This window comes from cf. Phormidesmis sp. LEGE 11477 (assembly GCF_015207105.1).
Classification (GTDB): Bacteria; Cyanobacteriota; Cyanobacteriia; order Phormidesmidales; family Phormidesmidaceae; genus Phormidesmis.
Map to the genome: position 1 here is coordinate 25,061 of NZ_JADEXO010000056.1, position 12,027 is coordinate 37,087.

Here is a 12,027-nt window from a genome sequence, read left to right on the forward strand (position 1 = left end):
GACACGCACCGGGGGCTTTTTGTTGCTTATTTACAAGACGCTAGAATGAGGCTGTTAGTATTTGGGCCTGATTGCTATGGTTTTCCAACCGCTTGATACTCTCCCTAGCACTGAAGATCTACCCTGCTCGGATGACACGCCCGTGGACAATGAAGATCAAAATCTACTACCTAATCTGCTGCTGTTGTCACTAGCTAGCCTGTGGTCGACGCGGATGGATTGGTTTTTTGCGGTAGATATGGCGGTGTATCACACGACTGGTGTCAGTCCAAAGGTACCCGTGGTTCCAGATGCTTTTTTGAGCTTGGGAGTTGAGCGAAAGAAGAATGGTAAGTCTCGTAAAAGCTATGCCGTTTGGGAAGAGAATGGGACAGTGCCAACTTTTGTTCTAGAAATGGTTTCTCATCTCTACAACGACGAGTATGAAGAAAAGATGGCACTATATGCTCGGTTAGGGGTGCTGTATTACGTGGTGTATAACCCTGAGTATTGGCAGCGGCATCTGCACCAGCCTTTTGAAGTTTACAAGTTAGATAAAAACAGCTACCAGTTACAAATAGGCGAGCCGTACTGGATGTCTGAAGTCGGTATCGGCATTGGCAGAAGTCGGCAAGTGGTCGGCGGCATTGATCAAGAAGTGCTGCTGTGGCACGATGCCAGGGGAAGAGCACATCCGCTATCGGAACAGATCATTGCGGATATGCAAGTGGACATTAGTGCAGAAAGGCAAAGGGCGGAGGCAGAAAGGCAGAGGGCCGATCGGCTGGCTGCGTATTTGCGATCGCAAGGAATCGATCCCGATACAATCACATAAAAAGACTATCCGGCTACAGTCAGTTCAGTGAAGCTGTCAGGGATTATTCAGCCTTCTTCAGTGGACACTATCTAGTACGGCGGCTCAGCGGGGCCTTCGTAGCCGCACATGCCGAGGCGCGGTGAGTTGACGAGTTCTATGGGTTCACCGTAGCTGTGGTGGGGGTGAGTTTCGGCGTGTTTGCCGCATAGGGTGCCCCAGGTCTCATCTTCGTACAGGCATTCGGTGCAGAGGTGGGTGGCGGGCTGGCCGCATGTGATGCAGGTGTCGGCAGGTGGGTTGTTTCTAGCCATGAGTGCGATCGCCTTACGAGAAAGCGGCTTACCTTCACGAGCACTGATTCGTTTGATCAAGGTCTCAGACGAAGTACCAAAGTCATAGGTGTGTAGAATTGCGTCAGCGTCGCTAAAAACCTGATCGATAGTGCGGCTCATGCCAACCGTGTTTTGAAATCCGCCGAGAGAAAATTCGCTGAGATGACCGCAGCATTCTAGCCAGATTACTCTGAGGTAGTTATCGAGATCTTTGAGTTTCCTGGAGCCGCGCATTTCTAGGTTTAGCCAGAACTCTGGGCGGTAGGCGTCTTGTACGCGCAGGTGATAAAGCGTTTCGCTCGCGGCTTTCTTCGCGGCTGCTTTTTCTATGGCCGTTTGCCTAGCTTTGCAGCTTGCGAGATGCTTTGACATACCGCCTTTGGAAAGTTCCTTTTCGCAATAGGCGCAGTTACCTTTGGATTGTTTTTTTCCAGCCATGAGTTGCTATTCTGTCTATCGGTTGAATGCTTTTATAGTAGAACGACGTAGGGTCGGTGGATGTGGGGTCGAAGGGCGAATTCTAGCCAGTGATCTAGTTAGGGGCTACTTCTTTATAATGACTGGAGTGGCAGTTGCGCTATCAGCGTTGGGAGTTCTGAAGGAATAGCAATGGAAGCGATGATCGAAACGATAGTGAGTAAGCTGCGGCGACTATCAGCAGACAAGCTACAGATCATTTCGGAGTTTGTTAACTTCTTGGAGTGGCAAGAATCGCAAGGTGGTAGTGAAGTGGAATCTGCCATGACTATCCTGACTAAGAAGAGTACTAGAGAAGAAAGAATCGCTTTGAATAAGGTGGCGCAGGGCAGGTTTGCCCATTTACCGAACTCCAGCGAGGATTTTGCGCGGCGTAAGCAGTATGAAATCGACTTAGAAGATCGTCGCCCGAATAATTTGTGACTCGCGCTTACGAGATAGTCTACTCTTCGAGTAGTTGGGATAATAGTGTGGGAGCAATACGAAAGCCCGCTTTCTGACGAAGATCTTCAAGATATGGCTTTAAAGAAAGTATGTCTCCCGACTGCTTAGCTTTGAGCAAAATGCCGAGTATACCAGTGACTCTCAAGCCTAAGGACTTTGCAATCTTCCTAGCGTCCCTTTCATCTAGCAAAGTCCACTCTGCTGAAGTTTCCAAGGCGAGAGCGATCGCCTCTGACTCGCCTGCATCTAGCGTTTGATTTAGTAGCTGAACAATAGATAGATTGTGGACTTCCACAGGTTGAATCCATCCAGTAGCAACGGCGGTGCGAATGACTTCAGAACCAGGTCTGTCCTCGTCTACCTTTAGTTCTTGCAAGACCATCAGCGGGACTTGGATCTGACCAAACTGTTCCCGCAATAGATCGAGCTGGTTGATGATAGCAAGATTCAGGATGGGCGAGGTATTACTGACGATTGGCATAATTCAGGTCATCTTCTATGTCTTCTTGGCCGTAATGCCTAGCGATGCATTTCTTGCCTAGCAGGTTGCCAAATTCATACTTGTCCATCTGAGCTAACTCCCTAGCCTTGCCAAAAGAGAGTAGATCCTGCTCGTACAAAGCAGCCGCTAGTACCTGGAAAAGTTCCTGCTCGACACGCTGTTCTGGTAGCCGAATAGCTCGGAGTACGGAATCTGGGATGGGAAGGCGTAGGCTCATGAGTCAGTGCCTGTAGCAACTACATCCTATGTTAAACCTTTAGCTGAGCTGGCGCTGTATGTGGCGCAGGTATTGAAGCGCCCATATTTGTGAATAAATCGCTTGCGCTGATTTGGCGAATGCCGTTTACTGATTAGCAAGTAGCGGCTTTGTAAGACGGTGTGGTGATATGAGCGGGGAGGAACGGCGCAGGTGAAAGCTCGGGAGGTATTGCGCCAGTATGCTGCGGGGGAGCGCGACTTTCGCAATGCGAACTTGCGTGGGGTGAACTTTCAGGAGCAGAACCTGAGCGGGGCGGACTTTAGCGGGGCAGACATCCGCAGTGCGAATTTTACGAACGCGAACCTGCGTGGGGTGAATTTCACACAGACACAGGCAGGTTTGCAGAGGCGATGGATGGCTGTGCAGTTGCTACTGATAACGGTGATTGCGGTAGTTGCAGGCTTTTTGCAAGCGATCGCAGGTGCCCTTGCTGCGTTTTTCCTTGACCCGACGAACTTCAACGGTCTGCTCGAACAGGCTATCGGCTTAGGAACTTATATCTTTCTTATTCTATCTACTCATGCTGCAATCACATTTCAAGGATTCACAATTCGAGCCTTGGGCTATGCCTTTATCGTATTCGCAGTCTCAGGCGCAGTTGCAGGCGCAGTTGCAGTCTCAGGCGCAGTTTCAGGCGCAGCCTCAGGCGCAGGCACAGGCGTTGTCGCATTCGCATTCGCAGTCTCAAGTGCATTCGCAGTTTCATTCGCAATCTCAGGCATAGGCGCAGTTTCGGGTACGGGCATAGGCACATTCGCAGCTGCAGTCGCAGTCTCAAGCGCAGTCTCAGGCACAGGCGCAGTCATAGGCGCAGTCTCAATTTCAGGCACAAGCACAGGCACAGTCTTAGGTGCAATCTCAATCTCGACCTTAGGTCTGCTGCTAAGTCTCTATGTAGGCTGGCGAGTACTAAAAGAGGATGAAAAGTTTGAGATCGTTCGGGGTGTGGGTCTAGCACTGGCGGCAATAGGCGGCACTTCGTTTCGTGGTGGGAACCTGACTGGAGCAAATTTCTCTAAAGCTAGGCTGAAAAGCGCTAAGTTTGTTAATTCTTACAAAAGAGAAACAGTTCTTACTTACGTCTGTTGGAAAAGTGTGAGCGGGCTCAATCGGGCTTGTTTGGGCAGATCTATATTGCAAAACAAGCGAGTGCGAATGCTACTAACCGTTCCTGAAAAGGGCTATAAGCAAGATCTCTGTGACGCAAATCTACGTGGCGCGAATCTCAATGGCGTAACGCTAGAAAGTACAAACCTGACTCGCGCTATTCTCCGCGATGCGCTGTTGACAAATACTGTGCTGAAAAATGCGATTCTAACTGAGGCACAGGCAATAAATGCTGATTTTACGGGAGCTTGCCTCACCGGAGCTACCTTAGAGGCATGGAATATTGACAGTACGACCACACTCAAAAAAATCGACTGTCAATACGTCTTTTTGCGCGAAACGCCAGACGCCAGAGGCAACCGCGAACGCCGCCCGCACAACCCCGACAAAGTATTTCAACCTGGCGACTTCGAGAAATTCTTCAAAGAAATGCTCGACGAAGTACAGATCCTCATTCGCAATGGCATCGATCCGATCGCGTTTCGGGCCGCACTCCAACAACTCATGGAACAGAACCCTGACATCACTCAAGATGCAATCAAATCTGTTGCAAAGCAGGGCGAAGACGTGTTGGTAACGCTGCAAGTCCCCGAAGGAACGGATAAGGGAAAAGTTGAACAAGATTTTGACAATGGCTATCAGTTAGGACTAACAGAAGGGCGAACGGCGGCGATGCTAGAAAGCGCCCCAAAGTTTGAGAAGCTGGCTTTTTTGCTAGCTGAGAAAGATATGACCACTATTCAAAGGACTGAAGTGATGACTGGAAACGACCAGAGCCAGCGGATTAACATTCAAGGAAACGTGAATCAGTCGGCAGTGACGCTAGGAGACAGTAACCAAGTCTCTAATCAAATCAATCAGTTGGGAGAAACTGAGACGCAGGCACAGCTAAAGAATCTACTCAATCAGCTACAGGCCGCGATTGAGTCAGAGCCAGCGCTGAGCGAGGAAGAGAAAACAGAGGCGCTGGTAGAAGTGGGAGAGATTGCAGCGGCGGGGCAGTCGCCTACGGATGGGCCGATGAAGAAGGCAGCGAAGCGATCGCTCAACGCGCTCAAAGGCATCACGCTAGGACTGGATGAAACGACGAAGCTAGCGACCACGGCGAAGGGACTTTTGAATGCGATCGCCCTTCTTTTCAGTCTCTAACTCTGTCTAGTCAAACCATTTTGGCCTCTCAATTATACGCCCGTGTCTGCTTTTATATCGACGATCGCACCCTCCTCAATCCAGCCCTTACTAGCGGCATGCTTCGCGGCATCAACAGTCTCTAAAAACAACAAGAACTCTACCCCCGCTTCACGGATCTCCTCAGCAATCTGTTCTATCTGCTGATGCCGCGCTTCGTCATCGGGCAGCGCATCTCGAATATACACAGCCATAATTCTACCGGGATAGTCTTTTACGAGCTGAGCGTATATCTCCGCATCCTTTTGGCCGCTGTCTCCAAACAAAATAAAAGGCATGTCAGGGAAGCGTGACAGCAGCGGATCGATCTGTTCTCGCTTGTGATCGCCATGACTAAAGGACATCAAATTGGCAGGCGATAGCTCAATATCCCTTAGCAGAATTGGCCCGGTGGGAATGTCGTTATCAACTACAAACTTATCGAACAGATCGTACATGTTCCACGGACTGCTAGATACATAGAAAATAGGATTGCCAGCAAAGCTACCGCCGACTGTCTTACCTTTTTGCAGCGCTTGGTAGAAGGGGGCTACGCCTGCAAACGGTCGACGGCTACGGGCATTGCCTAGGTAGGCAATGCGAATCATCTCCAAAGGATTATTGGCGGCTGTGTAGACTACCGTGTCGTCAATATCGCTGATAACGCCGAAGTGAGCAGAAGACGTAACCAGAATGACCTCTCCTTCTGCTGCTACTACCTTTTGCTTTCTGGGCGGCGGATCTAGTAGCTCTATGTATACCTTGTGCCATATATCCGCTGTACTCAGAGAAGACTCTACGCTCAACTCAGCTTCAAAAAAACCTTCGCCATTGGCTTCAACGGTCTTTTGACAGTCCCCTATGCAGACTTTGAGCGTGGCATGAGGAACCTCATCACTGTCAAAGCGACGGTACATATTGACAAGATTTTTTGCAACGTTAGCATCTTCTTTGAGAGATCGGATGCCTTCTTTTTCTAGGACTCGGCCCTTGATGCATATCCTCTCTGGCGTGCCGTACCCTTTGTAAGGCAGAATTCGCAGCGGATCTCGAATGCCTAGCTTGCCTTCAACTGCCAATACGGCCCGGTCCCAGAAACGATTCACCTGGTTCGCAGTTTTAGAGACGGCTTGTATGAAGTCTGACAAAGCATCTACTCCCAACTTTGGATATACATCGTATTGGTTCCCATCTACGAGAAAGATCATCTCATGATACGAACTTGAGAGGATGTATCCATCAGTTTTTGCCAGAACTACCTTTTCCGTCGTGAAGGCGGCTAGGGCATAACCGTAACAACCGTCCCGACTTCTACCATCTCATAGAGTTGACGGACGTCTTCGTTATACATACGAACGCAGCCGTGAGAGGCAGCAGTGCCGACTGAGTCTCGATTGGGCGTGCCGTGAAAGCCAATCGAGTTGGTGCCATCTGTCCAAAAGGCAATCCAGCGATCGCCCAAAGGATTGTTCGGGCCGGGCGGCATCACTTCAGAGGTGATTGGATTCGTCCAGCCAGGATCGGTAATTTGGTGAAACACTTCAAACTTGCCGGTGGGTGTCTCCCAGCCAGCGCGACCAATGGCGACCGGATAGCTAGTTTTTACGGTTTCTCCTTTATAGACATAGACTCTTTTTTCCTCTAGACGAAGCACCAGGCTAACTGTCTCTGCTTCTGCCGCTGCTTCTGCACCTACAGCAGCTGTATCAGTGGTACCTGTGGGTGCAGAATCTTCTAAGGGCACCGCCACAGGCACTGTCTGACGGGAAGGAATAGTCTGTATCAGGTCGCTCAGCGTAGGCCGATTGCCTAAATTTCCTAATACATTTTCTGTCGGGCTTTCTAATACTTGCTTTGTGAATGCGTACGAAAACTTTGTTGTTTCTAAAGCCTCACCTGGCATCGCAACAGAAACAAGACTTCCACAGATTACGGTTCCAAGTGCTATGACCCAACCGCTGTGTGAGGAATGCTCTTGTCTAGAGTGCTTTTGTCTAAAGTCCATAGGTTTGACGAAGCTAAGTAAACTGACGCTGGGCGATCGCTATGACTAGCGGACTCCATTATAGTTGCGGACAACTACAGTTGGCCAATTGGCCAGTTGATTGCCCTTTGGTATATGTAGACGCTCTCGCGATCGCTACTTTCCTCAAAGAAGCTCTCATCTTACGGGAGCTGATTTCGACCTAGCACGAACCGCGTGTAAGAGGACATCGCCAGTAAGTGAACATGTCAGAGATATTGAGCTGAAGCGCATCAAGCTTTGCATAGGCCGTATAATCCGACACACTCTACCTCCGTGTATACTGGCATGTTTTTTAGTATGTGACAGTTCCTATCTAACGACTTTTCTATCTGACGGCTGGTTGAATTTATAGAAATATATGTCTTAAGGAATACAAAATCTTTCTATTCAGCTAATTTTTTTCGATTTGTCAGAGATAAACATCGCTTTTGGTAGAAGGATTAGTACTATAGTGATGCAAGTATTGCTGTGAGCCAGCTCACAAGATGTTGGTGAGCATGACCACTTTACCTGTTGTTTATTGGTTTTCACTCAGAAGACAAAGCACTATGCAAACATTGTTTAACAAAACCTTCGCAATTTCTGCGTCACTTCTTTCTATTGCAGGACTTATGTTGGTTGCGCCTCAAACGGTGAGCGCGCAGGAAATGTCCGATGCTATAGAAGCCACCGAGACTACTGCGTATGAAGAAGAGACGATCAGTCAGTCTACGGAAGTAGAAGACATCGAAACCGAAACGGCACCTGGAGCGGTAGACGCAGAAGTCGAAACCATGGATGTGGAGACTGAGGCTGTAGACGCAGAAATCGAAACAGAGACCGAGATCGTAGATACGGAAGCAGATACCATGGACATGGACACTGAGGTCGTAGATACAGAAACTATGGACGTGGAAACCGAGGTCGTAGATACAGAAACAGAGACTATGGACGTAGAAACTGAGGTCGTAGATACCGAGCCCGAAGCGGTAGAAGTGGAAGAAACTGTCGATATCGACGACGATGATGATGAAACTTTCTCCTCTAGTCCTCGCGCCCTTTGGTAGGACGATAAAAGCTAAGAAGCTGAAACGATAAAAAACGATAAAAAGCGTTAGTGGCACTTTCAGCCGTAGCAGCTTCAGGCACAGCAAGCAATTGCTGTGCCTTTGTTGCGTTATTTTCAATCTTCCTATACCTTCTGCCTGTGTCTATCCTGGCGGTTTCAGATTCTTGAGTGCATTCTTCGTTAGCGACGCAGTCTGTTGTTTCATAGTCTCTGGTTGTTTCACAGTCTTTGAAAGTGTTTAAAAACAACAGAAGCTTAGAGTTTATATCACATACTACCGAGAAATTTTGCTCATCAAGTCTTCACCTATACAGAGGACTATCTCAGGGCACAATATATCTCAGGACGCAATATTAGTGGTGCATCTCGATAGTTTCCCTGAGAATATGGTCTTGTGAAGGCTGCTCTCTCTCGGATGCAGTTTCCGTCGCAGGGAACTCTCTGGGGACGCTTATGGTGCGGTTGCGATCACAAGGCCAAGATAGTAGTCAATAGCGGTAGGTATAAGAAGGATGAGTTTAGTCGTCGATATCCTGCTCTGGGTACTCATTGCAGCGGTGACATTGGTGGCTGCGCTCTTGATTGGGCTATACATTCGAGGTGCCTTTCGGTGGCGGCCACTTTTTCATATCAAGCAGGCGATCGCACCCAAACATCCTCACTTTCCTTTAATTCTCAAAAGTTTGACAGAGTCTCTAGCCACTCATGGTCAGGTGATCGGCTTTTGGGATACCGCTGCCGAAATTCAGCAGGCGCGCATAGAAGCGATCAACCGGGCGCGTCACAGCATCCAGTTTGAGACGTTTATGATGACACCAGGTAAACGCGCCGATAATTTTGCCGATGCGATCGCCCGGAAAGCTACCGAAGGCGTCAGCATACAGCTATTGGTCGATACTTTTGGGACGCGATCGCTCCCTCGAAAATACTGGCAGCGTCTACGCTCAGTCGGCGTACAAATTGTCTTTTTTAATCCATTTGATTGGCGAGCACCTGCCAATTTCGCCGGACGCACTCACCGCAAGCTATTGATTATCGATAATGAACAAGCTTTGATCGGCGGTTCAGGCATTTCCGATCTGTGGGACGGCATTGAGAAAAGCGACGACACCCAGCCATGGCTAGACCTAGAGCTGATGCTAGTTGGAGAGGCCGTAAGCGTTTTGTCAGCCACATTTCAGCTTCACTGGCAAGGGCATAGGTTCAAAAAAAGCGGTCGGGCAGAGTCACAAGTTACCATCGTCGACATGGACAGAATCAGTCCGGTCGATGACGCAGATCCTCTACCTAGTACGAAAAAACTAAGCAGAGATCGGCAAGAGCCGAGCCTAGTGCTGATTACGCCAGGGACTAAGCCCAACTATCGAGACTCTTCAATCGAGGTATTAAAGCAGACATTGATAGCCTGTGCGCGTAAGCGAGTTTGGCTATCGAGTCCCTATTTTCTACCGAATAAAAGCACCCGGCAGATACTCATTGCCGCGCAGAAAGCCGGAGTAGATGTCCGAATTTTGACCACGAGCGATCGCAGCGACAAAAAGCCAGTCTATTACGCCTCGTACGAAGTCTATGGTTCACTGCTAAAAGCTGGCATCAAAATATTTGAATATCAGCCTAGTATGCTCCATGCCAAGATGCTGCTTTTGGATAATGAATGGGTGAATACAGGCAGCACTAATATTGATTACCGTAGCTTTTTGCATAACGACGAACTAGATATCGTAACAGACTCTTCTGTGCTGAGAGGAAAGATAGAACAGGTGTTTGAAAAAGGCTTTGCACAGAGCAAACAAATCAGCTTACGGCAGTGGCGCAACCGCTCCTTGCTAAAGCATAGACTGCTGGGAAATGTGGTTCGTCTAGTGCAATGGCAGCTATAGGTATCTGGTGCATTAGGGACTGTAAGTACTGGGCCTAGAGGCTGAATTCGGAAGCTGGGGCTTAGAAAAAGCTCAAGCATGGCCCTACAGTCAAACCGTGCCTTGACCCATTGCTATCGTCTAAAGGGACCTACCCAGATGCTAGCTCCGGTCACCAGTGGAATTAAAGCAAAAATGCCGCCAAAAATGAGCGAATGATTTTTGACAAATGGGACGGACAGCAGCGTACCAATTACCAGAGCGCAGTAGAGCAAGGCCGCGAACGGAACAACGCAAATTAGAAAAATCATCAGGCGCTCGTTCGATTCAATAGATGACATGGCAGAAATCGAGGTAAAGGGTTCGTAGAAGAATTTGCTATGGAATCAGCGGGGAGGAGTCTGTAGGATAGATCGTCGCCCAGCCAAGTTACGTACGCGGCAAGTTATATACACTGTATAAACTATTGAATATCTGTGGGTTGGCTTTTAGCCTAAATGTATCTCTCTTTGTCGTTTTTGGAGTTTGACTTCAACTTGCTCTCTAACAGACCTCGCAAGAAACCTCACAAGAATAAAAAGACAGGCCGACCGCGCCAGCCTCATCGTGATGATCACGGACCGATTGTGATAACGATGCTGATATTTCTAGGCGTCGCTTTGACGCTGCATCTATGGTCTACCTCGCCACAATCACCAGATTTACTAGGCTCGACAGATTGGGTCGCTTCACCCTTGCCGCTAGAAATGGAAGGCGGCGACCCTTACCTACGGGCGCTAATGCGGACAATTTCGGCTGGAGAGTCCAATACAGCCGATCCTTATCGATTGCTATATGGTGGCCAAAGGGTCAAAGATTTGAGTGTACATCCTGACAAGTGCGTGACGATTGTGAATGGCCCTAACGAGGGAAACTGCACAACAGCAGCCGGGCGGTATCAGTTTTTGACCACTACTTGGGAGTATGAGGCCCGCAACTATCATCCCAACCGTCCTGCTTGGTACGAAGTTTGGGAGCAGCCTAGCTTTGAGCCAGTGTATCAAGACGAGGTTGTATACGGCTGGCTAGCAGATCCAAGCGCCTGGAATATAGACATCGCCGCGCAGCTACGAGAGGGCAATGTAACTACAGTGCTAGAGGCGCTTTCTGGAACGTGGACAAGTCTGGGCTACGGCATTGAAGATAATAGTATGTCGCCGCTGCTGCCTCAGATCTACGAGGAAATGCTGGCGGAGGAGCTAGCGCTGCAGACGGTTGGCTCGCAGACGACGGGTTCACCTGCTGGCTAACTTCAGTTTCGATAAGGTGCGAGCCTGCGTTCGTCAGTATGTATCTAGAACCACTATATTCCGCCATTTTCTTAACTGCCTACTTGTTCCAACAGCTTCAGTGGACCGAGCTGTCTGAGCTGCGCTAGTTGCGCCTTATCCTTGACTAATAAAGAGCCAGCAAATCCCAAGGAATTCACCGAGATGCCTGCATATCCTTCGCGACTGCGCGGCACGACCATCATCCAATTGCGGGTACACAGCAAATTGTACGGGGCGCTCTGCGTGCCTCCCCAGCCGTTAACGCTGTGACGACTGCTGCGAATACCGACCGCGTCGAGTAGCCTTTGGTAGTGATCTAGATATCTTTGAGCAAGGCTCTGAGTCGATGGGGTAGGTGTGGTGCTGTAGTCAGTCAGATCTAAGGATGGAAAATTGAAGGATGTGATCGCATGTTCAAAAGGTAATAGAGGCGATCGCACTATCATTTGATCTGCTGAGTGGGCGATCGCCTGTTCTATCGCTACCTCCATTGGCAGCTCCATATCGACTAGCGGCACTATCTGCAAATGCTTATGCGGCTGACTCGCTCCAGCAACCTTTCCTCCATTAAAAAAGCCTAAGCCATCTACTTCACCGAGACACTGACCCAGTGCGGCAAAATCTGCTAGCGTCAGCCAGTTTTCTTGGGGTTCAAACGCTCGCGTCACAATCAAAAAGTGATGATTGACCACGTTAAATT

The 12,027-nt window shown here is 49.1% G+C and carries 12 protein-coding genes and 1 pseudogene; 6 read left to right on the forward strand and 7 right to left on the reverse strand.

All coding sequences use genetic code 11. The annotated features are described in order from the left end of the window. The first annotated feature begins 76 nt into the window (after positions 1–76). Positions 77–814: a Uma2 family endonuclease gene (locus IQ256_RS16160; RefSeq protein ID WP_193856579.1), complete on the forward strand. Its 738-nt coding sequence runs from the start codon at positions 77–79 to the stop codon at positions 812–814. A gap of 71 nt (positions 815–885) precedes the next feature. Here the strand turns inward: IQ256_RS16160 and IQ256_RS16165 are convergent, their stop codons facing one another. Then, complete coding sequence (locus IQ256_RS16165) at positions 886–1,566, reverse strand: hypothetical protein (protein ID WP_193856580.1); 681 nt, start codon at positions 1,564–1,566, stop codon at positions 886–888. A 171-nt stretch (positions 1,567–1,737) separates the two neighbouring features. Here IQ256_RS16165 and IQ256_RS16170 point away from each other — a divergent pair, with 171 nt between their 5' ends. After that, positions 1,738–2,028 (forward strand): hypothetical protein, encoded by a 291-nt coding sequence (locus tag IQ256_RS16170; RefSeq protein ID WP_193856581.1) that lies wholly within the window; start codon positions 1,738–1,740, stop codon positions 2,026–2,028. A 19-nt stretch (positions 2,029–2,047) separates the two neighbouring features. Here the strand turns inward: IQ256_RS16170 and IQ256_RS16175 are convergent, their stop codons facing one another. Both IQ256_RS16175 and IQ256_RS16180 read right to left on the reverse strand, forming a co-directional pair. Further along, complete coding sequence (locus IQ256_RS16175) at positions 2,048–2,530, reverse strand: DUF3368 domain-containing protein (protein ID WP_193856582.1); 483 nt, start codon at positions 2,528–2,530, stop codon at positions 2,048–2,050. Then, entirely contained in the window at positions 2,514–2,768 is a 255-nt protein-coding gene (locus IQ256_RS16180; protein ID WP_193856583.1) for a UPF0175 family protein, read from the reverse strand. The genes IQ256_RS16175 and IQ256_RS16180 overlap by 17 nt, the downstream gene beginning before the upstream one ends. A 192-nt stretch (positions 2,769–2,960) precedes the next feature. On the opposite strand from IQ256_RS16180, the gene IQ256_RS16185 reads away from it, so the two are divergent. Then, the gene (locus IQ256_RS16185; RefSeq protein ID WP_193856584.1) at positions 2,961–5,066 is read left to right on the forward strand and encodes a pentapeptide repeat-containing protein; all 2,106 of its coding nucleotides are present in this window, start codon (positions 2,961–2,963) and stop codon (positions 5,064–5,066) included. A 32-nt stretch (positions 5,067–5,098) separates the two neighbouring features. Here the strand turns inward: IQ256_RS16185 and IQ256_RS16190 are convergent, their stop codons facing one another. After that, the gene (locus IQ256_RS16190; protein WP_193856585.1) at positions 5,099–6,232 is read right to left on the reverse strand and encodes an App1 family protein; all 1,134 of its coding nucleotides are present in this window, start codon (positions 6,230–6,232) and stop codon (positions 5,099–5,101) included. Between the two features lie 131 nt (positions 6,233–6,363). Then, complete coding sequence (locus IQ256_RS29715) at positions 6,364–7,089, reverse strand: L,D-transpeptidase (protein WP_228024953.1); 726 nt, start codon at positions 7,087–7,089, stop codon at positions 6,364–6,366. Between the two features lie 632 nt (positions 7,090–7,721). Between IQ256_RS29715 and IQ256_RS16200 the strand changes: the two genes are divergently transcribed. Both IQ256_RS16200 and IQ256_RS16205 read left to right on the forward strand, forming a co-directional pair. After that, complete coding sequence (locus IQ256_RS16200) at positions 7,722–8,156, forward strand: hypothetical protein (RefSeq protein ID WP_193856586.1); 435 nt, start codon at positions 7,722–7,724, stop codon at positions 8,154–8,156. 514 nt (positions 8,157–8,670) lie between these two features. Beyond that, complete coding sequence (locus tag IQ256_RS16205) at positions 8,671–10,038, forward strand: phosphatidylserine/phosphatidylglycerophosphate/cardiolipin synthase family protein (RefSeq protein ID WP_193856587.1); 1,368 nt, start codon at positions 8,671–8,673, stop codon at positions 10,036–10,038. A 113-nt stretch (positions 10,039–10,151) separates the two neighbouring features. Here IQ256_RS16205 and IQ256_RS16210 read toward each other — a convergent pair whose 3' ends face one another. Beyond that, on the reverse strand, positions 10,152–10,358 hold the full coding sequence (locus IQ256_RS16210; RefSeq protein ID WP_193856588.1) for a hypothetical protein: 207 nt from the start codon (positions 10,356–10,358) through the stop codon (positions 10,152–10,154). A gap of 294 nt (positions 10,359–10,652) precedes the next feature. Between IQ256_RS16210 and IQ256_RS16215 the strand changes: the two genes are divergently transcribed. Then, complete coding sequence (locus tag IQ256_RS16215) at positions 10,653–11,306, forward strand: glycoside hydrolase family protein (protein WP_193856589.1); 654 nt, start codon at positions 10,653–10,655, stop codon at positions 11,304–11,306. A 71-nt stretch (positions 11,307–11,377) separates the two neighbouring features. Here the strand turns inward: IQ256_RS16215 and IQ256_RS16220 are convergent. Beyond that, a pseudogene (locus IQ256_RS16220) lies at positions 11,378–12,027 on the reverse strand (Ap4A phosphorylase II); the annotation flags it as partial.